Origin of the sequence: Alicyclobacillus fructus (assembly GCF_017329605.1) — a bacterium.
GTDB classification, from domain to species: Bacteria; Bacillota; Bacilli; order Alicyclobacillales; family Alicyclobacillaceae; genus Alicyclobacillus; species Alicyclobacillus fructus.
This window is the reverse complement of the sequence record NZ_JAFMTY010000001.1, coordinates 44,510-69,106: the sequence shown is the minus strand read 5'-3', so window position 1 is coordinate 69,106 and position 24,597 is coordinate 44,510. Positions and strand designations below refer to the sequence as shown.

Genomic DNA, 24,597 nt, shown 5'->3' with positions numbered 1-24,597 from the left:
TCGCCTCCCCTTGGGGTCATGGCGACATTCGATAGAGCATGCGCGGAAACAGAATCGCTTCCCGGACGTGATCGAGCCCACAGATCCATGCAATCGTCCTTTCCAGACCAAGGCCGAAGCCGGAGTGCGGCACGGAACCGTAGCGCCGTAGGTCCAGATACCAGCCGTACGTCTCCTCCGGCAACCGGTGCTCTTCGAAGCGGGCCTTCAGCAGGTCGTAGTCGTGGATGCGCTGGCTGCCGCCGATGATCTCGCCATATCCCTCGGGCGCGAGCATGTCCGCGCAGAGCACCACCTCGGGCCGCTCCGGATCGGGCTGCATGTAAAACGCCTTGAGCTTGGTGGGATAGCGCTCGATGAAGACCGGCGTTTCGAATTGCTCCGCAAGCGCGGTTTCGTGTGGAGCGCCGAAGTCGTCTCCCCACGCGATGTCGAAGCCGTGATCGCCAAGCCAGCGAATGGCGTCGTCGTAGGAGATGCGCGCGAACGGGGCTCGGACGCGCTCGAGCCGATGGATATCTCGGCCCAACAGCTCAAGCTCCGGCGCGCAGCGCTCCACCACGCGCTGAACCACGTGCTCGACCAGCGCTTCCTGCACGCGCAGGTTTTCCTCGTGTTCGACGAACGCCATTTCAGGCTCCACCATCCAAAATTCGATCAAGTGGCGCCGGGTTTTTGACTTCTCTGCTCGAAAACAGGGTCCGAAGCAGTACACCTTGCCGAGCGCCATTGCCGCGGCCTCCATGTACAGCTGGCCGCTTTGGGTCAGGTACGCCGTATCGTCAAAGTAGCGCGTCTCGAACAGTTCCGTCGTATCCTCGCACGACGCCGGCGTGAGAATCGGCGCGTCCACCCGCGTGAACCCGGCGTTGTCGAGGAACTCACCAATCGCGCGCTCGATCTCGGCGCGAATCCGGAGAATCGCCCGCTGCCGCGGCACGCGGATCCACAGATGCCGATGATCGAGCAAAAAGTCGATGCCGTGCTCCTTCAGCGCGATGGGATACTCATGTGCGCGCTGGAGAAGTTCGATGTGACGGACGTCGATCTCATATCCGCCCGGCGCCCGTGCGTCCGCGCGAACCGTTCCCTCCACCACGAGCGACGATTCCTGAGTGAGCGAATCGCTGAGCGCGAACGTCTCATCCGACACATTCGACTTGACGACCACGCATTGAACCAGGCCTGTCCCGTCGCGAACTTGTAGAAAATGAATCTTACCGCTGGATCGTTTGTTGTACAGCCATCCGCGCAGACGCACGTCTTGACCGACGTGATCGGCGAGTTGGCGAATCGTGGTCCACTGAGCCACGCCTTGTCCCCCCATGCACAAAGCCAACGCGATACGCACCGATTATAGCAGAAAAGCGCAGGGGCTTGACCTCCCCTGCGCCAATGCGGGCGGCATCACTCGGTCGCCGTGGTCATCGCGGACGTCAGTTCGGCTGGCGCGAGCCCCTGCAGCCAGCGGCGAAACTCCGCGCCGTCCACGCTTTCGTCCCGAACCACCTGCTTGGCGAGCCGAGCAATTTCGCCTTGGTACGGCCGCAAGAGTTCCCGCGTCACACGCTCCTGTTCGGCGAGAATGTGGCGAACCTCGCGCTCCAACAGCCGTTCGGGAAGGTGCTCTTCGTCGACAATGCCGAGCCTCGACAATCCGCATCGCACCATCGTGCGGGCCAGTTGCGAAGCCTGCTGAAAATCGTTCTGGGCACCTGTGCTGCGGTTGCCGTATTGAAGCTCCTCCGCCAGGCAACCCGCGAGCGCGATGTCGATCTGCTGCTCCAACTGTTCTTTGGTATAGAGATACTGGTCATCTTCCGGAATCTGGCGGACAAAACCGAGCGCTCGGCCGCGGGGCGCGATGGTAATGTGCGAAACCGCGCCGGGTCGAAGGATCTCGGTGACAATGGCGTGTCCGATCTCGTGGACCGCCACGCGCTCCAATTCCTCGTCCGTAGGCCGGCGGCCCGTCTTCTCGCCCATCAGAACTTTGTCCACCGCGTCCCGGAACATCTCCTGTCGAATCATCGATTCGCCGTTTCGGAGCGCCATAATGGCGGCCTCGTTGACCACGGCTTCCAATTGCGCCCCTGAAAACCCGAACGTCTCGCGAGCGATGTGCTCAAGATCCACATCGGGCGCCAGGGGTTTGTTTTTCGTCTGGATGCGGAGGATGTGTAGGCGACCTTCCTTATCGGGCAGATCGACGCGAATCTGTCGATCGAACCGGCCCGGCCGAAGCAACGCAGGATCGAGCATATCCGGGCGGTTGGTCGCAGCCATCACCAGGACGAACGGGTGTTGGGACGTGTTCATGCCGTCCATCTCCGTCAGCAACTGGTTGAGCGTCTGATCGTACTCCTGATGGCTGTGCTGACCGCGCCGTCCGCCCACCACGTCGATCTCGTCCAAAAAGATGATGGCGCTGTCCTTGTTTTCTCGCTTGGCCAAGGCTCGCGCCCGTCGGAACAAATCGCGAACCCGGCTCGCGCCCACGCCGACGTACATCTCGACAAACTCAGAACCGGACGCAGACAAGAAGACAGAGTCGGTGTAGGTCGCGGCGGCTTTTGCCATGAGCGTTTTGCCGGTGCCCGGGGGTCCGGTCAGAAGAATCCCTTTGATAGGTCGAATCCCGAGCTGGGCGATGCGATCCCGATACCGCAGGAAGTCGAGCGCCTCCATCAGTTCCCGCTTTGCGGTCTCCTGACCCCCGATTTCGTCGAACGATACGTTCGGGCGCGCCGAGACATCCCGGCCTGCCGGAGATTGCGCGTTCCGCCTGTCCAAAACGATCCACAGCATCGCGCCGAGCCCCGCCAGGAACAGAACCGGGATGATTTGAATGACGTGAAGCATCCCCAAGAATGCGACGACAGCAATTCCCGTGCCGATGAGCCATTCGCGCATGGTCATGACGTCGCACCCCCTGTGCGCGAGGCGTAAGGAATCACGCGATAGAGATAGTAGGGACCGCGCTGCAGCTGGATGTAAATGTAGGAATTGTCCATGGTCAGGCGGCACGCCAGATGATACGTTTTCGCAAGGCGTTGCACGTCCGAGGCCATTTGCGTGTAATCCTGTTTCGCGATACCCTGCTGAATGTAGAGTTCAAACGAGCTTTCAAACAGCTGCGTCAAAGGTCCTTCATGCGCGTCGCCGATGCGGACGCTGACATTCGCCCCCAGTTTTCGTTCTATCTCATCGGATATGGCGTCGTACGTGGTCTGGAGATCCCCGTCTTTCAGCTGCTGAAACGGCCCCAGTTGAACCTGAACCACGTCCGGACTCCCTGTCGTGATATCCACCTGTTCCACACCGGCGACCGACTGCAGGCTTTGTTTCAGCGGGTTCAACAAGTTGTAATGCTGATAGGCCTGCCAGCCGCCGATGAGAAGTGCGAGCATCAAAAGCGCCGTCACGAAGATCGGCACAATCCGGATGCGAGACAAATACCTCGCCCCCTTCTATCGCGGGTCTGTGCGGCTGCTGACAACAGTATAACACGCCGCCGAACATGTGTTCAGCCGCACTTGTTTCCCGCGCTTCCAGCTGTTCAGGATCGCCCGAGCGTGTAGCGCCACAGCAACTGACCCGTGGCGGCGTTGAAATACAAAAAGGCCAGGTGCCCGTTCAAGCGACCCATGACCTCGTACACAGCCGTCCCAGATTTCGCCCAAGTCGGGGCGTCCGCTCCGTTTGCCACGTACCCGAGCGACACCGACTCCACCTGCAAGCCCCACGCCCTGGCGCGCTGTTGAATCTCGCTTTCCGGCAGCACCGCAGAAGCGGGCACCACAAAAGCTCGCTGCATGGACGGGATGTAAAAGGCGAACCATGTGCGGCCAAATTCGTCCTCGCCCCGGAATACGTCCTCCACCCCGGCCGCCGTGAAGACGCTGTACGACTCCAGGCGGTCGAGCGGCGTGTGATTCAGCACGTACATGGCGGCCTGCTGTTCGGCCGTCCAGTAGGGGCTCTCGAGCCGCCAAAAGTACGCCAGGACAGCGATGCCGATCACGACCATCGCGATCGGCACCGAGGTCCACCAAAGCCTCCGCCTCGTCATGTGGCATCCGTCCGGTAGATGGTGATCTGCACCTTGCCGGGGTGCTGCTCGGATTTCGCCATCCCGAAAATGACGTCCTTATCTTTCAGATTCCGGTTTAAAAAATCGATGAGTCGATACAGGTCCTCGGAATTTGAACACACCATCGTCGCATAGACGCTCCATTTGGAATCCAAACCATTCCACCCGCCGTCAAGAGCTAGATATCATGTTCTGCAAAAATCGATCGTCCGTGAAGTGATAACGCAGGGGCGTCAGACTGATTTTGCCTGAACGCACCACGCCGATGTCGACGAGCCCGTCGCCGACTTCATCAATGATATCTCCTCCATAACGATACACTTCGTGCCCTTCCACGTCGAGTTCGCGCGAGAAGATGTCGTGGTACCTCCGCACGCCGAGATCGCACCACACGATGTCGGAACGAGCCCAAAGCTTTTGGCCCACAAAGGGGATGTTGGCGCTGAGGAACGTATCCGCAGGCAGTTCAAGATCGAGGGCCAGCTGAATCAGCAGACGACAAGCCTCTTGTGCTGAGGCAAAGTCGAACGGTGGCCCCACATGGGACAGGGCGAGGGCTTTCACGCCTTGCAAGGCTGCCTCGCCCGCGATGGCCACCGTCCCAGAATACAGTACGTCGGTCGCGAGATTGGCACCGGCGTTGATCCCGGACAACACGAGATCGAACGGCCGCTCCGCATGGAGGACAGCGAGCGCCCACTTGCAACAGTCAACGGGCGTCCCGGAGAGGGCGTACGCTTCCGTGGCGCCTGGAACCTCGCGCCGTTCCACGCGGATGGTGCGGTGCAGACTGATCCCGTGGCTGGACGCGCTGCGCTGCCTGTCGGGAGCAGCCACGATCACCTCGCCAAAAGACGCGGCGACTTCGACCAGCGCGAATAACCCCGCGGCCTGGATGCCATCGTCGTTGCAGATCAGAATGCGCATGACGACGTTCTCCTCTCTGATCACCTCACGCCTCATACGACCGCGGCGCATCGCTCATACTTAGAAGTACGATACCAGGAGGTGGGCATATGACAGAGCGCGATGAGACGCTCCCCGAATGGACCAACCGGGAGGCCCTGCGCGAAGACGTCCGCCGCTTCGTGTTCGAGGCGTACATGGACATCGCCCTGGCCGACATGCTGGATCCCAACAAGTTGATGGATCCCGATGACGGCACCGACAGCGCTCTGGAACGCGACTAAGCCTGGGTCAGGGCCGACTTAAGGCGTCTGGCTTCGTAGCGGATGCGTTCCGTGTCCAGGGCGGTGGGTTCGCGGTTTTGCAGCACCCACTCGCCCGCCACGATCACGTCGCGCACGTCGTCGGCCCCAGCGGCATACACGACGTCGGACAGCAGATCGTGGGATGGCGCGAAGTGCGGCGAGCGCGCGTCGAGCAGAACAATATCACACGGTGCCCCGGGACGGAGTGTCCCGTGGCCATCCGGCAGGAACAGCGCGCGCGCGCCCCACTCCGTCGCGAGCGCGAAGGCGGTTGCCGCGTCAATGGCGGTCGCATCTTCCTGCACACCCTTGTGCAAGGTCGCGGCCAGACGAAGTTCTTCGAACATGTCGAGGTTGTTGTTGCTCGCTGCGCCGTCGGTGCCGAGCCCCACCGTCACACCGCGCATCAGCATGTCCCGCAGCGGCATGATTCCGGAACCCAGCTTCAGATTGCTCTGGGGGTTGTGAGCCACGCGGACATCGTGGGCGCGCAAAATCTCGATGTCGTTCTGCGTCGCGTGAACGCAGTGGGCCGCGAGCGTCGGAACTTGGAACAGCCCAGCGCGCTCCGCCAGCCCGATGGGCGTAAGACCCTCCTGCGAAAGGAACTGGTCCACTTCCCCGCGCGTCTCGCTCAGGTGAATCTGGATGCCGACGCCGAGTTCGGCGGCGAGATCGGCAATTTGCGCCAGAAACGGCTCGGGACACGTGTAAGGCGCATGTGGGCCAAGCGCGACCTGAATGCGCCCATCCGCCGTCCCATGCCAGGCCTGCACAAACGCGCGGCTCGCCTGAAGCTTCTCCGCCTGCACTTCTTTATCCGCGGCGGCAAGTCCGATGGACAAAAGCGCCCGCATGCCGGATTCGGTCGCCGCCTGTGCCGCATCGTCCATCATCATGTACATATCGGCATAAGCCGTCGTCCCCGACAGAAGCATCTCCCAACAAGCGAGTTGCGTGCCCCAGTATACGCACTCGCGGGTGAGGCGCGCCTCGATGGGGAAAATGCGCTCCTCAAGCCAGGTCATGAGCGGCAGATCGTCTCCGACGCCGCGCAACAGCGTCATGGCCGCATGTCCATGCGCATTCACCAGGCCCGGAATCGCGATTCGATCCCGCTTTCGCCACCGCCGAACGACCGCCTCGCCGGGCTCGGGCACATATTCCCCTTCGCCGTGGCGGACAATAGTCGATCCTTCCACCACCAAGTACGCCGGCCCGTGATAGACCGTCTGCCGGTCCACGATAGCACCCCCGACCTCGAGCACCGTGACTGCGCGCTCCTGTGCCATTCGCCTCATCCTTCCAACTTCGTCTTCCTGTAACGATTCTCGCAGAGCCGCGCCAGCGACTCCGCATACGGGGGCTCTGCCACGCCCGCCTCGGTGATGATGGCCGTGATCAGGTGATTCGGCGTGACATCGAAAGCCAGGTGCCGCGCCGAGGCGCCCTCCGGAGCCACGGGCTTGCCCATCCAGTGTGTCACTTCCTCCGCACTGCGCTCTTCAATCGGGATGGCATCGCCGCACGGCGTGGCGAGGTCAACCGTCGTGGTGGGCGCCGCCACGTAAAACGGGATCCCGTGATAGGCCGCCAACACGGCGAGCGCGTAGGTCCCGATTTTGTTCGCCGTGTCCCCATTTTGGGCGATTCGGTCAGCTCCCACGATCACGGCGTCAATCCAGCCGAGCTTCATCGCGAAGCCGGCGGTCGAATCCGTGATGATGTCAAACGGAATCCCCTCTTCTTGCAGCTCGTATGCCGTCAGGCGCGCCCCCTGCAGATAGGGGCGCGTTTCGTCCACGTACACGTGCTCAAGGGTGCCTGCGTCGCGCATCGCCCGTAAGATGCCAAGCGCCGTTCCATATTCCACCGTTGCGAGGGAACCCGTGTTGCAATGCGTCAACACGCGGCCGCCGTGGCGAGCGATTCGCATGGCGCCGATCTCGCCGATGCGCCGGTTGGTCCGGACATCTTGTTCGGCGATGGCCACCGCGCGTTCGTACAGAACGTCCGCCTCCGATCCCGGCGGCGCGTTCTCCAGCGCCTCCATCATCTCGTCGACGGCCTGCATCAGATTGACGGCGGTCGGGCGTGCGGTCTTCATCCACGCGGCGACTTCCGGTAGGCGCGTTCGCACCTCCGCCGGGTCGATTCGACGCGCCTCGAGCGCCAGGCCGAACGCGGCCGCCGCGCCGATGGCCGGTGCGCCTCGGACCCGCATCGAGCGGATGGCCTCGTACACGTCTTTCGCGGAACGGCAGGTGATAAAGACCGCCTGATGAGGCAGTCGCGTCTGATCGAGCAAGTCCAGCCTGTCCGGCTGGTACTGGATGGCCCTCACGCTTCTGTCTCCCCCACGAGCGGCACCTGGCCCAAAACCGCCGACTTGCACGCGCAATCCCGCACGCCCTGGTCGCGCGCGATATAGGTGAAGAACAGGCGCCGAATGTCCGCCACGTTGTCCCGCATCGCCTCGAGGACCTCCTCGTGCGACAGCGGCTTCGCCGCCATGCCCGCTGCCCAGTTGGTCACCATGCACACGGTGGCATAACACATCTCCGCCTCTTTCGCCAGGGCGGCCTCCGGCATGCTCGTCATGCCCACCACGTCCCCGCCGAGGCGGGCGAACATGGCGATCTCGGCCTTCGACTCAAACCTGGGGCCTTCCGCGCACACATACACGCCGCCGTGATGCAACCTGAGGCCGAGATCGCGCGCTACCTCGACCAGCCCCTTGCGCACGCGAGCGCAGTACGGGTCGGAAAAGTCGATGTGCACGACCGGGCCCTGCTCGAAAAAGGTGGAGGGGCGTCCCTTGGTCCAGTCGATCACGTCGTCGATCACGACGAGATCGCCGGGCCGGAACAGCCGATTGAGCGAGCCGACGGCGGCGGTCGCGAGGACCGTCTCGACGCCCAGTTGTTTCAACGCCCAAATGTTGGCCCGATAGTTCACGCGGTGCGGGGGCACGCTGTGGCCGCTGCCGTGCCGTGCGAGAAACACGACCTCCTTGCCTTCGTAAGCCCCTACGGTTACCTCAACGTCCCCGTACGGGGTATGTACACGTTCGCGGACGGCGTCCGGGAGATCGCCGGCTTGATACACGCCGGTGCCGCCAATGATGCCATAGCGCATGAACGGTTCCTCCACTCCTAGGGTCTTGTCCTCGATTATAATGGACGGACGCGCGTTTGTCGCCAAGACGGGGGAAGCCCATCGTACACCGCGCGCACGCGGGAAGCCGGTTGACGCGGCGCGAGATCCATCCAGTCGCCCCTGTGCGACACGCGGCCCAGCACTCGCTGGAGATTGAAGTCGCGGGGCGACGCGCCTCGTTCAAGCTCGTCCCAGGTGACGGGCACCGACGCCAGGGCCGCGGCCACCGCCCGCGCGCTGTATGCCGCAATGAGGGTGCGGGTCGGGCCGTGTTGCGGCGCGTCGACGTACACCCGCACGCCGCGATCGCGCACACGCCGCTCGATGGTGGCCAACGCGGGCCACCTGGATGCGCAGTAGGCGGCGATGAACTGGACGACGGGGCGCGTGATCGCGTACGGCAGCGGCTCGTCGAGCGGCACGAACAGTTGCAGCCCGGAGGCCCCGGTGGTTTTCGCGACGGCGTCGAGGCCCAGATCCCGAAGGACCTCGCGCAGGTGGAGGGCGAGTTCCCGGACGCGGTCGAAGTCATCTGGGTCGGATGGGTCGAGATCGAACGTCAGCGCCGTGGGGCAGCCGGCCTTCGGGCCGGAGCACTCGTGCAGGCCCGCGTGGAACTCGATGGCGCCTAAGTTTCCATAGTAGAGAAGCGTCTCGACGTCGGGAATGGCGACGAGACCACGTCCGTCTTCGGCAGGCCACCGCGGCAGGTGCGGCGGGGCATGTGGTGGGACGTGCCGCTGGTAAAATCGGCGCCCCTCGACCCCGTCGGGGCATCGAACCAACGTGACCGACCGGTTCTGCAGGTGATGAACCAAATAGGGGCCGATTTGGAGAAGATACTCCATGTAGTCCCGTTTGCAAAGGCCAGCCGCAGGAAAGTAAACCTTGTCGCCGTTTGAAATCCCAATCCCGGGCTCTTGCCGCCGCATAGGCTTCACCTCTTGCCTAGCGTGCGCAACGCATGCCGGCCGTATCATGGAGGAATTCCAAGTGCCGTTCTTTCGACCCTTCGAACCCATCCGAGCTCGCGAAGTTCCTACGGGAGACGCGTGGATCGCGCAGGTCAAGTGGGACGGCGTGCGCGCCGTCGCGGAGGTGGATGGCGATGGGGTGCACCTTTGGAACCGCCGCGGGCGACCAAGAACCAACCGCTTTCCGGAGATCGCTCAGGCGCTCAGGCCCTTCGAGGGATGTGCCTTCGATGGAGAGGTCATCGCGCTGTCAAACGGGAAACCTGACTTTTATCAGGTCCTTCGCCGGGACCAGACGACATCCGCGCATGACATCGCGCGCATGATGGGTGACGTGCCGGTGTGGTACGCCGTGTTCGACGTGGTGAAAGTCGGAGGCCGATGGATCGGGGATTGGCCCCTGCGCGAACGGCTCGATTGGATGGTCAAACACCTCGCGGGCGTGGAACACGTGTTGCCGAGCCACGCCGAGGTGGACACCGCCGCCCTGTTTGAAGCCACCGAGCAATTGGGCCTCGAAGGCGTCGTCTGTAAGCGAGCCGATTCGGCGTATCTGCCCGGAGGTCAGGACGGGCGCTGGGTGAAGGTCAAGCACCATCGCGACGCCATCGCGGCGGTGGGCGGGGTGACCTACCGAGACGGAGCCCCGAACGCCCTGATGCTCGGGCTTTTCGACGAGCGCGCCCGGCTTATCCACATCGGCAACGCGGGCTCCGGTCGACTGAATGCAAGCGAATGGGCCGATCTCGTCCGTCACATTCTGTCGCGCGAGATTCCAGTGTCTCCGTTCGCTCGCGCTGCGAAGACGAACCGCTCGTGCCGGTTCGCGCAACCCACGGTCGCCGTCAAGGTGCGCTACACCGGATGGACGGATCGCCGGACGCTGCGCCATCCGGTGCTCTTGGGCCGGCTCGAACTGCCCGCAACGCCCGAGATCTGCGGCTTTAGGCAGGCCGATCCGTGAATCGCTCACGATGTCTTGCGCTTTCGGCGCTTTCCATCCCGCCCTGGATCCGACTGTTTGGCCATCTGCAGGCTTTTCTTGAGCGCCTCCATCAGATCCACCACGTCGCCGCCCGCCTGGGCCGCCGGCGGCTGCGACGCGACATCGCCCTGCCGCTCGGCGATCCACGCCTGCAAACGCGCTTTCCCCTCGTCTCGGTACTCGCTCGGCACGAACGGGCGCGTCAATTGCTGGATCAGCGTCTCCGCCACCTCGAGCTCGTTCGCGTCCACCTCCACCGGATCGCGCACGTACGGCAGCTCGCCCGTCGAGCGCACGTCCTCCGGCCACGCGAGCGCGTGCACCGTCAGCACCTCTCCGTCCGCCTCGCTCGCCCTCACCAGAGCGAGCGATTCCACGCTCCGGAGCGTCATCCTGGCCACGCCCACGCGCCCCGAGGACCGGAGCGCGCGCCATAACAGGCGGTACGCCTTTTTTCCGCTCGCCTCGGGCGCAAGATAGTACGCGCCCTGGAACATCACAGGATCGATTTCGCCCGCGTCGGCGAATTGGACGAGATCGATGGTTTCCGCGCGGCGCCCCTGAAGCTCGCGAAGATCGTCGTCTTCCACCACGACAAACTGGCCCTTGGCGTACTCGAACCCCCGCACGATCTCGTCCTGACTCAATTCCACCTGACAGTGGGGACAGAACTTCCGGTACGAGATCGGCGTCCGACAGGCCTTGTGCAACTGCCGGAAATGGATCCCGCCCGTCTCCGTGGCCTTGTACAGCCGAACGGGGATGTTGACCAGCCCAAAACTCACCGACCCGCGCCACATGGCGTGCATTCGGTTCATCCCCTTCCTCGCCGATGAGGTTAGGGTGAGAGCGAAGCGCGCGCCACATGCTCGGAGGAAGCCGGCGCAGCTTGCAAAAACTTCCGCACCTCCCCCACCAGATCCCGTTCCGGGAGCACGATGGGCCGCAGGCCGGGAATCGATTTCCAGAACATTGATCCGTATCGCTGGGTCACGATCCGCTTGTCGAACACGACGATCACGCCGCGATCGTGCTGCGTGCGGATCAAGCGGCCCACCCCCTGCCGAAAGCGCACCACCGCTTCCGGGAGGCTGAGCGCGCGAAACGCGTTCTGTCCGCTCGCCTCCAGGCGTTCCAGACGGGCGGCCGTGACGGGGTGCGTCGGCGGAGCGAAAGGCAGGCGGACGATGACGAGAGACGTGAGCTGATCGCCCGGCAGGTCGATGCCCTCCCAGAACGTCTGCGCGCCGAACATGACGCTCTCAGGATGCGCCCGGAACGCTTCCAGCATCGCGGCGCGGCTTCCGTCGACGTCCTGCGCGAGCAGAGAAAGCCCGCGCTCGGCCAGCGCCTCGCGGGCGATGCGTGCGGTCTCCCGAAGCAGCGCATGACTGGTGAACAAAACCAGCATTCGGCCGCGCGAAGCTTCGGCCAGGCGGGAGATGGACGCCGTCAGCCAGATCGCGGCTTCTTCCACGGGCGCGGCCGCGATGTCCGGAATGTCGCTTGGCACAAAAAGGCGCGCCTGCTTGTCCATCGCAAAGGGAGATGGAACCGTTCGCGCAACCACCCGCTCTCGGTCCGCGTGCTCCTTCAGCCCAAGCTTCCGGATGGCGAACTCGAACTCGCCGTTTACGGCCAGCGTGGCCGAGGTCAGAATGACGGATCGCATCGGATCAAACAGGTGTTGCTTCAGCACCCGCGCGACGTCGACCGGCGCGCGGTGCAAGCTCACGCGCACGCGGGTTCCCGCGGACTGAACTTCGGCCCAGGTGACGTCGTCCGGCGCTTCTTCCAGGACGGCCTGCATCCGCGCGATCCCGTCGAGCCAACTCCCGAGAAAGCCTGCCCCGTCCACGACCCGCCCGACGTGATCGTCCGACGGCAGCGACTTCACCAGCTCCAGCAATCGCTGGCGCAGATCCTGGAGGCGCTTGACCCCGCTCTGCGCGCGCTCCATCGCTTCGCGGTACGCCTGGAAGGAATCGCTCTTGCGCCAGGACGCATCCAGGCGCACCTCCGTCTGACCTTGCGATGCATAGCCCGCGATGGCCTGAAACGCCGCATCCACCTCCGCGCTGAGCGCACCCACCCATTCCTTGCCTTCTTCCAGGAGATCGAGCGTGCGGCCGCCGACGTGAAGCTCCTCCAGCATGCGCGCGATCTCGGCCAGCACGCCCGCCCGGCCGCGATCGCGCACCAGGCGATGCGCCAGAGCAGCCATGCCTCCGCTTTGCACCTCAAATCCCAGGTGGTTGGTGGCCTGTTCCTCGAGGTGATGCGCTTCGTCCACGACGAGGTGCTGGTACTTGGGCAACACCCTGTGTTCCGAAGCGAGATCCGACATGACGAGCGAATGGTTCGTCACGATGAGATGCGCAGCTTGGGCCGCCTGCTTGGTGCGAAAGTAGTAGCAGGGGTGGAAAAACGGACAGCGCCGGTTGATGCACGATTCGCTCTCGCTCTGCACCCGAGCCCAAAGCCCCGCGCCGACGGACGATTTGGACAACGTCTCCCGCGTGCCGTCGGGCGTCTCGGTCAGCCAGACCAAGAGGGCCATGATGCCCTGGATGTCGTCGATCGGCGTGGCCATGGTCGAAAGGCGCGCCTCGCTTCGGACCTTGCGCAGACAGACGTAATTGTTGCGGCCCTTCTGGACGACCAAGCGCAGGTCGTCCCCGAAGATCCGGCGAAGCAACGGAAAATCCCGCTCCGCGATTTGATCCTGAAGCGACAAGGTATGCGTGCTGACGACCACGGGCTCACCCGTCGTCATGGCGACAAGCGCCGCCGGCACCAGATACGCGAGGGATTTGCCCGTCCCTGTCCCCGCCTCGACCATCGCGTGTTTTCCCTCTGCCAGTGCCTGCGCGACCGCCTCCACCATCGCCAGTTGTCCCGGACGCGCCTCAAATCCTTGCATCCAGGATGCCAACGGGCCTCCGGGCGCCAACATGTCTTTTGCCTTCTTCACGATCTCGTCCAGACCGCGCCGGTCAGCCGCGGAATCGGACACCTCGTCTTCGGTCCGCGGGACAGGAGCTGGGCGCGTGTAGTAGAGGCCCTGTCGTTCTTCGAGTGGCAAGCCCTGATGTGCCTCAACCCTTTCGGCCACACGTTGAAACCAGGACGCGGTGAGCGGCGAGTAGAGCGAAGCTAGGCCCGCAAGCAGCTCGATCACGCCGGGCGGAAGGCGCCGAGCCTTTTCGTCGAGGCGCAGAAGCAGTTGATGCGTGGTCTTGGCGTCCGCGAGCGCGCGGTGGCTCGTGTCCGCGCCAAGACGCAGGCGCCGGGCGAGATACTCCAACCGATGGCTCATCAGCCGCGGCGCCAGGATTCGAGCGAGATTCAACGTGCACAGCCCGTCCCCCGGCTCGATGGAAAGGCCGTATCGCGCCGCGCGATGGCGCAAGAAGCTCCGATCAAACGCCCAGTGGTGGGCGGCCATCGGCGCGTCTCCCGCGAACGACGCAAATCGCGTCAGGGCCTCGCGCTCAGAAGGCGCCCCCACCACGTCTGCGTCCGACAGGCCCGTCAATCGCGTGATCTCATCGGGAATTGGACGCTCGGGGCGCACAAGTGTATGAAACATCGCCACGACCTCTTCGTCGCGCACCCTAAGCGCGCCGATCTCCAGAATCTCGGCGCGCTCCGGATCCAGCCCCGTCGTCTCCAAATCCACGATGACCCATTCCACGTGTGCCGCACTCCCACCCTCAGTTTGTCTCACGGATCTTTGCGTCCATTGTACTCGACGCGGGGCCCCCGTGCCCATCCGCCTCGAGGTTTGCGTACGCCTCTGCTTCGATCGCCAGATACGACGCCGCCTCGTTCTTCGCAGCGAGGGTCACAGCCTTTTTGGCGAGACACGCCGCGGACGCAGGATCCCCTTCCATCCACTCGATCAGGGCGCGAATCTCAAGTGCGACGGCCACATACCGCGCATCCGTCTCGCAGACGTCCGCCAAGGCGAGTGCCAAGCTTCGCTGCCCAAGGGCTAACGCCATCGCGCCGAGCCCTCTCGCATCCTGGGGACGGGATACGCCGCCTCTGACCGCCAAATGAAGGTCGCGACGAGCGGCGAGCGGCATCCTCCCCAAATACGCGCATGCGGCTGCCCAGGCATAGGGCCGTCCGTCCTCCGGGCTGCCGAGCGCGCGAAACAAAGCCTCCGCCTCTCGGTAGGCCCCGGCTGCCGCACACGCGACGCCCAATCGATACCATCCTTCGAGCCAATCCGGTTGGAGGACAAGCGCCTGCTGCCACGCATGCGCAGCGCGCAGGAAATCCCCGCGGCGAAAGGCAATCAAGCCCGAGACGCGAAGCAAATCGAACGCGTCCCCGCTTGAGCGGGCGTACCGCCAGCCCTCTTCGACCGCGCGCATCGCCTCGCTCCATCGACCTTCGCCCGCGCAGGCTCTCGCGAGATCGGCATACGCCAAACTCGTGCGCCAACCGAGGGCAATGGCGCGAGCGAGCGCCCGCCTTGCCCGATTGTATAAGCCCAGTTCAAGCGCACCCTGGGCTTCCGCCACCGCCGACTGAAGGCGCCAAAGCCTCCAACTCGCTCCGTCCGACCATCCGGTCATGCCCATCGCCCCCTCGCCGCTAGGGTTGGCTTGCAGAAGGCGAACATGCCCGGAAAAGCGCGCGTGGACCGGGGAATCCTGACGGGTGGAGCTAGACCTGCTCGCGATCGGAGAACAACACCTCGCCGCTCACGACCGTCCGCGTCACGCCCGGTGACGTCTCCAATACCAAGCTTCCGTCGGGCAACACCTCGCGGGCCTTGCCCCGTAAGCGCTCATCCCCGACGGCCACCTCCACCTCTTGTCCGACGGTCGAGCAAAGGGCGATCCATTCGTCGTAGACGACCTGAAATCCGCGCCCATCTCGCAGATCGCGGTACAGGCGGTCGAGTTCCGTCAACACGCGAGCCAACACTTTGGGCCGATGGATGGGCCGTCCCGTCTCATGGAGGATGGTGGTCGCGCGATGCCGGATTTCCGCGGGCAGCAGATCGATGGGAAAGTTTGCATTCAGTCCGATGCCGATGACCGCGTGATCCACCAGTTCACCCTCGGCCCGGATCTGCGCCAGAATGCCTCCCGTCTTCCTGCCGCGGATCAAAAGGTCGTTCGGCCACTTGATTTCGACCGGCACGCCCTCATGGCGCAGCGCACGGCACACCGCGAGCGCTGCGAGCAGCGTGAGGTCCGGCGCGTGGCGCAACGGGCACGGGTTCCGGACAAAGACGGAGAACCACATCCCGCCGCGCGGCGACGCCCAAGCGCGATCGCGCCGTCCCCTTCCGCCCGTCTGTTCTCCCGCGGTGATCACCGCCCCGTGCGGCAGCCCCTTCTGAGCGAGTTCGAGCGCCGTATCGTTCGTCGAAGCGCGCGACGCCTCCCAGAGAATGGGGGAGCCCAACAAGCAGTCAGGGGGCAGGTGAGGTCGGACGAGCGGTGCCATCAACTCATCCGGAATGTGAACCGCGCGGTAGCCGACGCGCGGGGACGCTTCGATCACAAATCCCAACGGTTCAAGCGACTTGATGTGTTTCCAGATAGCCGTTCGTGAAAGCCCAAATCGATGGCTCAATTCTTCGCCGGAGATAGGACCCTCGGCGTTCACAAACGCCTCAATCAGTTGATCCCGCACGCGGGTATCATCCATGGCCATCGCATCCCTTCCACCGCGCCATCACTTCGCGGCGCAGAGCATCGGGTTCGTTCTCGATCTCGCCACGAAGAATCCGGCGCACCAGGTTCTGTTGACAGCGTCCAATCTCCTCGCCGCTGAGCCCCATGGCGATGAGCTCCCTCGCCGACAGCGCGAGATGGGACCGATCCCACAGCGGCTGAGCGGCCACGGCCCGTTTCCATCTCGCCGTTTCGAACACGTCACCGCGCACGAGGAAAGGCACCATCGCGACGGCCATCAGGCAAGAGGCGCGCCCCGCGTCGTACAGCCTCTCCGGAGACAGAGCGTCTTCTCCACGCAGCCACGCTTGCACCAGTCGCACCGCGCCCTCCACGCGCCGGCCCACGTCCTTTCCGTACGCCATGGCTTCTGCGAACGCGCGCGCACGCGCCGGTGCGTCGTCCACCCCGACGAACCAAAGCGCCACGCTGGGCCAGCCCTTGGGAGGCGCCACGGTGAACGGGCCCTGCGCGGCCAGCCATGTCCACCCCTCGGCGAGCCACGCGAGCGGCTCACCCTTTTGTTGCCACAGCGGCACAGACGTCAGCCATTCGAGGTGTTCGTGCCACGGCGCATGTGCCAGGCGCTCCAATTCTTTCCCAATTCGCTGCCAGGCGATAGGCCGGATGGCGTCCGCTGTGTCGAACAGCGCGGCCTCGGTGGCGGGATCGCACGTGAGGTCAAACTGGACGAGGAACCGCACGGCGCGCACCAGGCGGAGCCCGTCTTCGCGGAACCGCGCGGCGGGATCCCCCACCGCTCTCAACACCCGGCGGCTGAGATCGCCCCGCCCGTCAAACGGATCGATCAATTGGCCGCGCGCGTCCAACGCCATCGCGTTGATGGTGAAATCGCGCCGGGCGAGATCAGCCTGGACGTCGTCCACGTAATGCACATAGTCGGGGCGCCGGCCGTCTCCATAGGGTCCCTCGGTCCGGAACGTGGTCACCTCGATCCAACGTCCCGCGACGTGCACGGAGACGGTACCGTGCCGGACGCCCGTGTCGATGGTTCTCCCAAAGAGAGACTTGACTTCCTCCGGCCGAGCACTGGTCGCGACGTCCAAATCGAACGGCGTGGATCCCAGCAGGAGATCCCGCACCGCGCCGCCCACGAGATAGGCGCGATGCCCAGCGCGCTCCAGCGTCTCCATCACTTCAAGTGCCGGCTCGGGGATGAGCTGTCTCGCCGCGTTCAGCCGCCATCACCTCGCGGTACAAAGCCTCGTACTCGCTCACCTTCTGATCGACATGAAACTCCCGAACCGCGCGCTCGCGGGCCTGGACGGAAAACGCCCGGTAAGTGGCCTCATCCAAAAGAATCCGGCAGGCGAGCTCGGCCATTTCGTCGACGCGCCCGACCGGCGCAAGATATCCTGTCACACCGTGCTCCACCACCTCAGGGATGCCGCCGGCGGTCGAACCCACCACGGGCACGCCGCACGCCATGGCCTCGAGGGCGACCAGGCCGAAGCTCTCGCTCTCCGAAGGCAAAAGAAACAGATCGGCCGCGGCAAAAAGCGGCGCGACCTCATCCTGGCGCCCCAAAAAATGAACTCGGTCGGCGAGCCCCGCTTCCTCCACCTGGCGCTTGGCCACCCCCAGATCGGGCCCTTCACCGACCAACAGCAGCTTTGCCGGAATTCGTTGCGCCACGCGCTCAAAGATGGCGATCACGTCGCGCAGGCGTTTCACAGGCCGAAAATTGGAGATGTGGAGCAGCACGCGTTCGCCGTTGGGCGCGAAATGTCGCTTCAGCTCCCCACCACACCCGGGGCGAAACACGTCCGGATCCACAAAATTGTAAATGCAGCGGATGGGCTTGTCGGTCTCAAACAGCCGGGCAGTGTCCCGGACCAGACTCTGACTGACCGCCGTGACCGCGTCGCTCCGCTCCATGCCAAGCTTGATGATGGATTTCAGGCTCTGGTCCTGGGCGAGCACCGTGATGTCGGTGCCGTGAAGCGTGGTCACCACCCGAATTGGGTGCCGGGCCATCTCGCGCGCCAGGTGTGCGCATACGGCGAACGGAAGGGCATAGTGCGCGTGAAGGACGTCCAATTGGTACTCATCCGCCACGCGCGCCATCAGGCTGGCGAGCGCGAAGTCGTAGGGCGGCGTCTTCAGGACAGGATACGTGATGGGCTCAATCTGGTGGATGTACACGTGTTCCACGAACGCCCCAAGCCGAAACGGCACGTCGGTGACGATGAAGTGCACCTCGTGTCCCCGGCGCGCGAGCGCCTTTCCGAGCTCCGTCGCCACGGCCCCCGAGCCGCCCACCGTCGGGTAACAACTGATTCCCACGCGCAACGGCGCATCTCCTTTCTGCCAGGTGCTCTTCCTCACCACAACAGCTTGTCCAATCCGTACACCAGCTCCCGCATCTGCATCACGCGCCTGATGGCCTCGATGAGACCGGGCATGAAACTTTCCCTGCTGAGCGAGTCGTGGCGGATGGTCAGCACCTCGCCAGCGCCGCCGAAGATCACTTCCTGATGCGCGACGAGACCTGGCAGGCGCACACTGTGGATGGGAACCTCGTAGTCCACGTCCATCATGGCTCGGGTGCGAAGCGACGTGCCGGACGGCTTGTCCCGCTTGCCGTCGTGATGGAGCTCGACGATCTCGGCGCGCGGCATGAAGCGGGCGGCTTCGCGCGCGAAGCGCATCATCAGCAGGGCGCCAATCGCGAAATTCGGACACACCGCTCCTCCGATTTGCCGCTCGCGCGCCGTCCGTTCCCAGCGACGCACGTCGTCGTCGCTGTAACCGGTCGCCCCCACGACGGGGCGCACACCGCGCGAGAGCGCGAGGTCCACGTGGCGCACGACCGACTCGGGCCCCGTGAGATCCACCCATACGTCCGGCCTTTCGGTGTCCAGGAGCTTTTCGGGATCGTCATACACGGCGCCGTACGGCGAGAGCCGCCGTTCGGCTTCCTCGTTCGCGCGGCGCACCAACAGGCCGCAGAGATGCAGATCGTCTTCCCGTTGCAGCGCCTCGAGCGCCGCCTGTCCCATGCGGCCCATCGCGCCAGCCAAGGCCACCCGAATTCCATCTGGTCTATTCATCGACTCGCCCCCCGTCCTTTGCCTCTGCTTCGCGGTCCCAGCGAGTCCAGCGGTCGCGATCGCGCGTGCGGAACTTGTCCATCGTCGCCGCGAAGGCATCGCTGAGGTCGATCTCAAGCCGATTCGCGAGGCACGTCAACACAAACAGGATATCGCCGATTTCGAGCGCGATGTCCCCCTCCGGCTCGTCCGCTTTCTTCGGCTTTTCCCCGTAATGATGGTTGATTTCGCGCGCCAGTTCGCCGAGTTCCTCCGCGAGCCGGACGACCAATGTCATCGGTTGAAAATAACCTTCCTTAAATTGAGATATGTACTGGTGAACTTCCTGCTGGACCTGAGACAGCTCCACACCCATTCTCCTCCTCGCGACACCCATTATACCGAACCGGCTCTCGTACACATAAAAGCCGGGGCTTGTCATAAGCATGTATGGACCATCTCGGGCCCGAACCGGGCTTCGCAAAAGGAGGGAAGCGCCCTTGCAAACAGAGAGACGCGGACAGAAGAGCACAGTCCTCTTGGCCGCGATGGCCGTCGTGTTCACCCTGGCACTCGTGATGTATCCCAAGGTCGGGTACGAAGCCGGCATGCAAGGACTCAAGGTATGCTGGGAGATCATCATTCCCTCGCTCTTGCCGTTCTTCATCGTCTCCGAGCTGCTCCTTGGACTCGGCGTGGTCCGCGGCTTCGGCGTGCTTCTCGAACCGCTGATGCAGCCGCTCTTCAGCGTGCCGGGCGTCGGCGCGTTCGCCCTATCGATGGGGCTGGCCGCCGGATACCCGATGGACGCGGTCATCACGGCGCGGTTTCGACAGACCAAGCAGTGCACGCGCATCGAGGGAGAGCGGTTGCTCGCCTTCACCAACACGGCGGATCCGCTGTTCATGTTCGGCGCTGTGGCCGTCGGGATGTTCAAGTCTCCGGCCCTCGGAGCTCTGTTCGCCATCGCGCACTACATTTCCTCGTTTCTGGTCGGCGTGGCGTTCAAATTCTGGGGGAGGCGCGATCCCGACCATCTGCGGGAAGTGAAAGAGCGCGAAGAAGTAAGGCCCAAGGGCAATCTGTTCGCCCGCGCGTACCGCGAGATGTTGGCTGCGCGCGCAGAAGACGGACGGCCCTTCGGCAAGCTGCTCGGCAACGCCGTGAGCGAATCGGTCCAAACCATCCTCATGATTTCCGGGTTCATCGTGTTCTTTGCCGTCGTGATCGAAATCCTCGAAGTCAGCGGAGTGATGGCGGTTCTGGGGTGGCCGCTCATGGAACTGTACCGCCTGTTCGGCATCCACACAGGCCTGGTTCAGCCAACGTTGGCCGGCGTTCTCGAGCTCGACATCGGTAGCGCGCAGACCGCCGCCGTACCGGCGCCACTCGTTCAAAAGCTCGCGCTCGTCAGCGGGATCATCGCGTGGAGCGGCCTGAGTGTTCATGCGCAGGTCGCGAGCGTGCTGACGCAGACCGACATTCGCATGCGCCCGTATTTCCTGGCGCGCTTCCTGCATGCAGCATTGGCGGCTTTTCTCACGGTCGCCCTGTACGCGCTCGGTGTGGGACGCGCTCCGCAAGGCGCCATGGCCCACCTGGCCCATCACTTGCCGGCGACATCGGCGGCGCTCGGCCAAAACGGATTTTGGCCTGCGTTCACGCACGCGATGTCGAGCAGTCTGGAATGGTGGATCGCCATTCTGGGCGTTCTCACCTGCTTGTCCGCGCTGGCGTTTCTGCTGCGGCGCATTCGCGTCGTCGCGTTTTTCGTTCGCTCGCAGGGCTGAGCGCAGCCGAAAACGGCCAGGGATCGCACACAAGCGATGCCTGGCCGTTTTTGCGGGCTATGAACGGGTCACGCAAGAGGAGGAAAGAATCGGTGTTGCACCAACTGATCGAACAGAATCCAAGCCGCCAAGGCGAACGCATAGAGCGCGAACCAGCGCATTTTGGTGCGGGCGACGAGCGAAGCCGTCCATCGCACCGACAGGTATCCCATGGCGAGCGCGGCCAACATGCCCGCGATCATAGGACCGGACGAAAGGGCCACGGCGCCGTGGGCTTCGACGAGATCGTCAAGCTTGACGAGAGCGCCGCCCAAAATCGCAGGAATGGACAACAGAAACGAAAACCTCGTCGCGGCCGCCCGATCGAGCCCCCGCCACAGCCCCCCCGCGATGGTTAGCCCCGAACGCGACAGCGCCGGCAGGATGGCTGCGCCCTGCAGCGCCCCAATCCACAGACTGTCCGCCACCGTCATGGTCGATTCGTTCTTCTTGCCCGCGTCGATGGCGTCCATCCACCACAGCACGACGCCGGTCAAGAGGAACTCGAGGCCGATGGTCACGCCTGAGGCAAACAGATCGTCGAACCACTCCTCAAACAGCGCGCCGATCACGGCCGTGGGCAAGAGCGCCACAACAAGCATCCACGTCTCCCTAGCCCGAGGATGCTGGATGAGCCAACGGACTTCCCTTCGCATCGCGTACAAGACGGCAAACAGGGTTCCCACATGAAGCATGAGAATGAACGCGGTATTTCGCTCCACGTCGACGTGGAGCAACTTCTCCAACAGGACGATATGACCGGAACTTGAGATGGGCAAAAACTCCGTCAGTCCCTGCACCGCTCCAAACAGCACGGCTTCGCCGTACGTCATCGACGTTCCCCCTCGATGGACAACCTCCCTCCGCAATGACTGCGTCCACACAGCCCCTAGATGTATATGGACGGGCTCAGCGGAACATGTCCAGCGACCATAGACGGCATGTCTGCAAGACGTCTTCCATACGATGTATCGACAAGGACAGGTTGGCGAGGAGGAACGCAGGATGAGGGGAGCGAAGCTCGCCTTTCAAATTGCCGCCGTCTACATTGGCACGGTCGTCGGGGCTGGGTTCGCGTCGGGGCAGGAAGTCTACCAATTCTTTGGGCGATTTGGTGCGTGGGGGTATCTCGGAATCCTTCTCGCCACCGGCCTGTTCGCCTGGTGGGGCCACCGATTGCTCGCGCTCGGCGCCGAGTGCCGCGCCACGTCCTTCCGGGACCTCACGGCGCGTATGCTCCCGCCGTGGTTGGCTCGCGCCGTCGACGCCCTCATTGTGGCGATGCTCCTGGGAACGACCATCGCCATGCTGGCAGGTACCGGCGCGCTCTTTCGCGAACAGCTGCACGCGCCGTATGCGCTCGGCGTGGCTTGCGCCATCGCCGTGACGGCCGCGACCTCGGCTTTCGGCGTTCGCGGGCTTGTGGGCGCCAACGCCGCGATCGTCCCGTCGCTCTGCATCTTCGCCGCGGGCATTGGGCTCATCAACTTCGCCGAACCCGCGAACCGCCCGGCGATCCTCCATCCGCCCGCCAATCCGGGGGCCATTTGGCCGGCCATCACGTCGGCGTTCGTGTACGCAGCCATGAATGTGGGCTTATCCGTCGGCGTGCTTGTGCCCCTCGGCGGGCGGATTCAAGAGCCCGCGGCGCTGAGAAACGGCGCGCTTATCGGCGCGGCCGGGCTCGGCATTTTGCTTCTGGCCGTGACCGCGACCCTTTTTGCGCATGCCCCCGAGGCGTATCAATACGCCGTACCCATGGGCCACATCGCGCTCGGATACCCGCGGGCCGTATCGCTTTTGTTTATCGCGGTCCTCTTTGGGGAAATCTATTCCACACTCGTCGGGAATCTCTACAGCGTGCTTGGCGAGCGCCCCTCCACGCATGGAAGGCGTTTGGCCGCCGCGGGCCTGATTCTCTGCGCGTGCGCCATCTTTACAGCGTTTGGATTTCGGGCCATTGTTCAATATGGATACACGGCATTCGGGTGGATGGCCCTCTGGCTCCTCACCGTGTTGACCTTCGCGCAGCCGTTGAAGACGCCGTGATCTCGCCCGTATAATGGCTCATAGTACCAGCGTCGCGCCAAGGGAGTCACGTACGATGTGGAATTTGGAACGGAGCATTCAGTGGGGCGCCATTGTGGTCGGCGCCCTGATCTACGCCTTGGGATTGAACGGGTTTTTGGTGGCCAATCACCTGGCCGAGGGCGGCTTTGTGGGCATTTCCCTGCTGATGTTGTACAAACTGCACGTGCCGATCGGCGCATCTTTTTTCATCTTAAATATTCCGCTTCTCCTCGTGGCCTGGAGACAGTTCGGACACGAGTTTGTTCTCAAGACGGCCGCGGGCGTGGCGGGCGTGTCGGCCTTCAGCGAACTCACGCAACCTATCCGCGTTCCGCTGCACGATCCGCTGCTCGCGGCATTATACGCTGGCGTGATCACCGGAATCGGCCTCGGCCTCATCTTTCGTGCAGGCGGCACGACGGGAGGCTCCGACATCATCGCGCGATTGCTCAGGCATCACCGCGGCATCGGCATGGGACAGACCCTGTTCGCCATCGATTTCGTGGTCATCCTGTCCGTGATGGTGCTCATCGGCAAGGAGACCGCCATGTATTCACTCGTCGCGCTGTTTGTCGCCAGCCGCGTGATTGACTTCGTAATTGAGGGAGCTTCGAGCGGACGAGCGATGATGATTGTCTCCGACCACCATCACGCCATCATCGAGGCCATTCACCGCGAACTCGATCGCGGCACGACACTTCTCCAGGCGCGCGGCGGTTATACGGGGGCAAACCGCGAGGTCATATATTGCGTGGTGTCGCGAGACGAGGTCTCCCGCGTGCAGCGGATCATCGAGAATATCGACCCGCACGCGTTTGTCACGGTCAATCCGGTCCATGAGGTGCTGGGAGAAGGTTTCACCTTCGACGGAGAAGCGAGCTCCTCGGGCAAGCGGCGCAAAAAATGGCTGTGAGGCTCGCGGCCGCACAGCCAACGCCGGCTCGCTCGTCACGCAGGATGATCTTCCGGATAGTCGCCGCGATCGAATTGGATGAGCCGCTCACTCGCCGCCAGAAACGCGCGCTTGTCTCCAGCATCCAGCGCGGCGTCGACCGCCCGCATCAGTTGCTCTCGGCGATAGGCCCTGAGCGCCTGTTCGATGACGAGATCCGCCTGCACAGACAGCATCTCTCGGATAGCGGGATCCAAGTCCGGGCGCGCGGGCTCCTCGAGCACCGAAGCAAACTCGGGACATGTGCTTCTGTCCTTAAAGAACAGTCCCACGTAGATGTCCTCGTCCGGGTGCTGATACAAGTCCATGAACGCCTGCTCGACATCCGTGGTGACGGGCTTATTGCGCCGATAGTAACGGAAAGGCGCCACGTGCACGCAGGTGGTCGACACCACGATGACGCGCGAAAATTGGCGGAAATTGTCTACGAAGTGAACGCGCTCGAGGATGCTTTCGCGCGACATCATGTAGCGCAACAACATCTCGGCTTCACGGCTCTGCAATCGGTAGTTGGCTAGAAACCAGCGCAGGAAATGCTTTTTCTCAGCGACGCTCACGGTGGTTCCCAT

The 24,597-nt window shown here is 63.6% G+C and carries 25 protein-coding genes; 5 read left to right on the top strand and 20 right to left on the bottom strand.

The features are described 5' to 3' along the window. Positions 1–16 precede the first annotated feature (16 nt). The 6 genes from asnS to surE form a co-directional block, all read right to left on the bottom strand. Positions 17–1,312, bottom strand: a complete 1,296-nt coding sequence (gene asnS / locus J3481_RS00375) for an asparagine--tRNA ligase (RefSeq protein WP_206882416.1) — start codon at positions 1,310–1,312, stop codon at positions 17–19. 95 nt (positions 1,313–1,407) lie between these two features. Next, positions 1,408–2,919 carry an ATP-dependent metallopeptidase FtsH/Yme1/Tma family protein gene (locus J3481_RS00370; protein ID WP_206830447.1) on the bottom strand — a complete coding sequence of 504 codons (1,512 nt, stop codon included), beginning with the start codon at positions 2,917–2,919 and terminating at the stop codon, positions 1,408–1,410. Beyond that, positions 2,916–3,455, bottom strand: a complete 540-nt coding sequence (locus J3481_RS00365) for a hypothetical protein (protein ID WP_206830446.1) — start codon at positions 3,453–3,455, stop codon at positions 2,916–2,918. Before J3481_RS00365 ends, J3481_RS00370 begins: the two co-directional genes overlap by 4 nt. 104 nt (positions 3,456–3,559) lie before the next feature. Then, positions 3,560–4,072: a hypothetical protein gene (locus J3481_RS00360; protein ID WP_206830445.1), complete on the bottom strand. Its 513-nt coding sequence runs from the start codon at positions 4,070–4,072 to the stop codon at positions 3,560–3,562. Continuing rightward, entirely contained in the window at positions 4,069–4,248 is a 180-nt protein-coding gene (locus tag J3481_RS00355) for a YpmA family protein (RefSeq protein ID WP_206830444.1), read from the bottom strand. The genes J3481_RS00360 and J3481_RS00355 overlap by 4 nt, the downstream gene beginning before the upstream one ends. Positions 4,249–4,264: 16 nt before the next feature. Further along, on the bottom strand, positions 4,265–5,020 hold the full coding sequence (gene surE / locus J3481_RS00350) for a 5'/3'-nucleotidase SurE (RefSeq protein ID WP_236010920.1): 756 nt from the start codon (positions 5,018–5,020) through the stop codon (positions 4,265–4,267). An 89-nt stretch (positions 5,021–5,109) separates the two neighbouring features. Here surE and J3481_RS00345 point away from each other — a divergent pair, with 89 nt between their 5' ends. Beyond that, positions 5,110–5,283 carry a hypothetical protein gene (locus tag J3481_RS00345; RefSeq protein ID WP_206830442.1) on the top strand — a complete coding sequence of 58 codons (174 nt, stop codon included), beginning with the start codon at positions 5,110–5,112 and terminating at the stop codon, positions 5,281–5,283. Here the strand turns inward: J3481_RS00345 and J3481_RS00340 are convergent. Genes J3481_RS00340 through ligD form a run of 4 tightly spaced genes read right to left on the bottom strand, consistent with a single transcriptional unit; the run spans position 5,280 to position 9,395 of the window. Continuing rightward, complete coding sequence (locus tag J3481_RS00340; RefSeq protein WP_206830441.1) at positions 5,280–6,596, bottom strand: amidohydrolase; 1,317 nt, start codon at positions 6,594–6,596, stop codon at positions 5,280–5,282. The genes J3481_RS00345 and J3481_RS00340 overlap by 4 nt on opposite strands. Positions 6,597–6,601: 5 nt before the next feature. Further along, complete coding sequence (gene mtnA, locus J3481_RS00335) at positions 6,602–7,648, bottom strand: S-methyl-5-thioribose-1-phosphate isomerase (protein WP_206830440.1); 1,047 nt, start codon at positions 7,646–7,648, stop codon at positions 6,602–6,604. Next, a complete protein-coding gene (gene mtnP / locus J3481_RS00330; protein WP_206830439.1) occupies positions 7,645–8,442 on the bottom strand; it encodes an S-methyl-5'-thioadenosine phosphorylase in 798 nt (265 codons plus the stop codon). The genes mtnA and mtnP overlap by 4 nt, the downstream gene beginning before the upstream one ends. 35 nt (positions 8,443–8,477) lie before the next feature. Next, positions 8,478–9,395, bottom strand: a complete 918-nt coding sequence (ligD, locus tag J3481_RS00325; protein WP_206830438.1) for a non-homologous end-joining DNA ligase LigD — start codon at positions 9,393–9,395, stop codon at positions 8,478–8,480. Positions 9,396–9,456: 61 nt separating this feature from the next. Here ligD and J3481_RS00320 point away from each other — a divergent pair, with 61 nt between their 5' ends. Next, the gene (locus tag J3481_RS00320) at positions 9,457–10,401 is read left to right on the top strand and encodes an ATP-dependent DNA ligase (protein WP_206830437.1); all 945 of its coding nucleotides are present in this window, start codon (positions 9,457–9,459) and stop codon (positions 10,399–10,401) included. A 5-nt stretch (positions 10,402–10,406) separates the two neighbouring features. Here J3481_RS00320 and ku read toward each other — a convergent pair whose 3' ends face one another. The 8 genes from ku to J3481_RS00280 form a co-directional block, all read right to left on the bottom strand. Next, positions 10,407–11,231: a non-homologous end joining protein Ku gene (ku, locus tag J3481_RS00315; protein ID WP_206830436.1), complete on the bottom strand. Its 825-nt coding sequence runs from the start codon at positions 11,229–11,231 to the stop codon at positions 10,407–10,409. A gap of 29 nt (positions 11,232–11,260) precedes the next feature. Then, entirely contained in the window at positions 11,261–14,119 is a 2,859-nt protein-coding gene (locus tag J3481_RS00310) for a helicase C-terminal domain-containing protein (protein ID WP_206830435.1), read from the bottom strand. 19 nt (positions 14,120–14,138) lie between these two features. Then, on the bottom strand, positions 14,139–15,011 hold the full coding sequence (locus J3481_RS00305; protein WP_206830434.1) for a tetratricopeptide repeat protein: 873 nt from the start codon (positions 15,009–15,011) through the stop codon (positions 14,139–14,141). Between the two features lie 91 nt (positions 15,012–15,102). Beyond that, positions 15,103–16,104 (bottom strand): biotin--[acetyl-CoA-carboxylase] ligase, encoded by a 1,002-nt coding sequence (locus J3481_RS00300; protein WP_206830433.1) that lies wholly within the window; start codon positions 16,102–16,104, stop codon positions 15,103–15,105. Beyond that, positions 16,091–17,278, bottom strand: a complete 1,188-nt coding sequence (locus tag J3481_RS00295) for a tRNA cytidylyltransferase (protein ID WP_206830537.1) — start codon at positions 17,276–17,278, stop codon at positions 16,091–16,093. Before J3481_RS00295 ends, J3481_RS00300 begins: the two co-directional genes overlap by 14 nt. Positions 17,279–17,282: 4 nt before the next feature. Further along, positions 17,283–18,437, bottom strand: a complete 1,155-nt coding sequence (gene bshA, locus J3481_RS00290) for an N-acetyl-alpha-D-glucosaminyl L-malate synthase BshA (protein WP_206830432.1) — start codon at positions 18,435–18,437, stop codon at positions 17,283–17,285. Between the two features lie 32 nt (positions 18,438–18,469). Then, the gene (gene dapB / locus J3481_RS00285) at positions 18,470–19,198 is read right to left on the bottom strand and encodes a 4-hydroxy-tetrahydrodipicolinate reductase (RefSeq protein WP_206830431.1); all 729 of its coding nucleotides are present in this window, start codon (positions 19,196–19,198) and stop codon (positions 18,470–18,472) included. Beyond that, positions 19,191–19,553 (bottom strand): nucleotide pyrophosphohydrolase, encoded by a 363-nt coding sequence (locus J3481_RS00280; protein WP_206830430.1) that lies wholly within the window; start codon positions 19,551–19,553, stop codon positions 19,191–19,193. Before J3481_RS00280 ends, dapB begins: the two co-directional genes overlap by 8 nt. Positions 19,554–19,677: 124 nt before the next feature. On the opposite strand from J3481_RS00280, the gene ylbJ reads away from it, so the two are divergent. Further along, complete coding sequence (gene ylbJ, locus J3481_RS00275; RefSeq protein ID WP_206830429.1) at positions 19,678–20,967, top strand: sporulation integral membrane protein YlbJ; 1,290 nt, start codon at positions 19,678–19,680, stop codon at positions 20,965–20,967. A gap of 68 nt (positions 20,968–21,035) precedes the next feature. Here the strand turns inward: ylbJ and J3481_RS00270 are convergent, their stop codons facing one another. Then, on the bottom strand, positions 21,036–21,839 hold the full coding sequence (locus tag J3481_RS00270; RefSeq protein ID WP_206830428.1) for an undecaprenyl-diphosphate phosphatase: 804 nt from the start codon (positions 21,837–21,839) through the stop codon (positions 21,036–21,038). A gap of 172 nt (positions 21,840–22,011) precedes the next feature. Between J3481_RS00270 and J3481_RS00265 the strand changes: the two genes are divergently transcribed. After that, positions 22,012–23,055, top strand: coding sequence for a YkvI family membrane protein (locus J3481_RS00265; protein ID WP_206830427.1), 1,044 nt, complete (start codon positions 22,012–22,014; stop codon positions 23,053–23,055). Between the two features lie 55 nt (positions 23,056–23,110). Continuing rightward, positions 23,111–23,989, top strand: a complete 879-nt coding sequence (locus J3481_RS00260; protein ID WP_206830426.1) for a YitT family protein — start codon at positions 23,111–23,113, stop codon at positions 23,987–23,989. A gap of 35 nt (positions 23,990–24,024) precedes the next feature. Here the strand turns inward: J3481_RS00260 and J3481_RS00255 are convergent, their stop codons facing one another. After that, positions 24,025–24,597: a YpiB family protein gene (locus J3481_RS00255; protein ID WP_206830425.1), complete on the bottom strand. Its 573-nt coding sequence runs from the start codon at positions 24,595–24,597 to the stop codon at positions 24,025–24,027.

Coding starts and splice junctions, on each gene's coding strand:
- J3481_RS00370 (WP_206830447.1), bottom strand. CDS start 2,919: ATGACCATGCGCGAATGGCTCATCGGCACGGGAATTGCTGTCGTCGCA.
- J3481_RS00360 (WP_206830445.1), bottom strand. CDS start 4,072: ATGACGAGGCGGAGGCTTTGGTGGACCTCGGTGCCGATCGCGATGGTC.
- surE (WP_236010920.1), bottom strand. CDS start 5,020: ATGCGCATTCTGATCTGCAACGACGATGGCATCCAGGCCGCGGGGTTA.
- J3481_RS00345 (WP_206830442.1), top strand. CDS start 5,110: ATGACAGAGCGCGATGAGACGCTCCCCGAATGGACCAACCGGGAGGCC.
- J3481_RS00340 (WP_206830441.1), bottom strand. CDS start 6,596: ATGGCACAGGAGCGCGCAGTCACGGTGCTCGAGGTCGGGGGTGCTATC.
- mtnP (WP_206830439.1), bottom strand. CDS start 8,442: ATGCGCTATGGCATCATTGGCGGCACCGGCGTGTATCAAGCCGGCGAT.
- ligD (WP_206830438.1), bottom strand. CDS start 9,395: ATGCGGCGGCAAGAGCCCGGGATTGGGATTTCAAACGGCGACAAGGTT.
- ku (WP_206830436.1), bottom strand. CDS start 11,231: ATGCACGCCATGTGGCGCGGGTCGGTGAGTTTTGGGCTGGTCAACATC.
- J3481_RS00305 (WP_206830434.1), bottom strand. CDS start 15,011: ATGACCGGATGGTCGGACGGAGCGAGTTGGAGGCTTTGGCGCCTTCAG.
- J3481_RS00300 (WP_206830433.1), bottom strand. CDS start 16,104: ATGGCCATGGATGATACCCGCGTGCGGGATCAACTGATTGAGGCGTTT.
- J3481_RS00295 (WP_206830537.1), bottom strand. CDS start 17,278: ATGGAGACGCTGGAGCGCGCTGGGCATCGCGCCTATCTCGTGGGCGGC.
- dapB (WP_206830431.1), bottom strand. CDS start 19,198: ATGAATAGACCAGATGGAATTCGGGTGGCCTTGGCTGGCGCGATGGGC.
- J3481_RS00280 (WP_206830430.1), bottom strand. CDS start 19,553: ATGGGTGTGGAGCTGTCTCAGGTCCAGCAGGAAGTTCACCAGTACATA.
- J3481_RS00270 (WP_206830428.1), bottom strand. CDS start 21,839: ATGACGTACGGCGAAGCCGTGCTGTTTGGAGCGGTGCAGGGACTGACG.
- J3481_RS00265 (WP_206830427.1), top strand. CDS start 22,012: ATGAGGGGAGCGAAGCTCGCCTTTCAAATTGCCGCCGTCTACATTGGC.
- J3481_RS00260 (WP_206830426.1), top strand. CDS start 23,111: ATGTGGAATTTGGAACGGAGCATTCAGTGGGGCGCCATTGTGGTCGGC.
- J3481_RS00255 (WP_206830425.1), bottom strand. CDS start 24,597: ATGGGAACCACCGTGAGCGTCGCTGAGAAAAAGCATTTCCTGCGCTGG.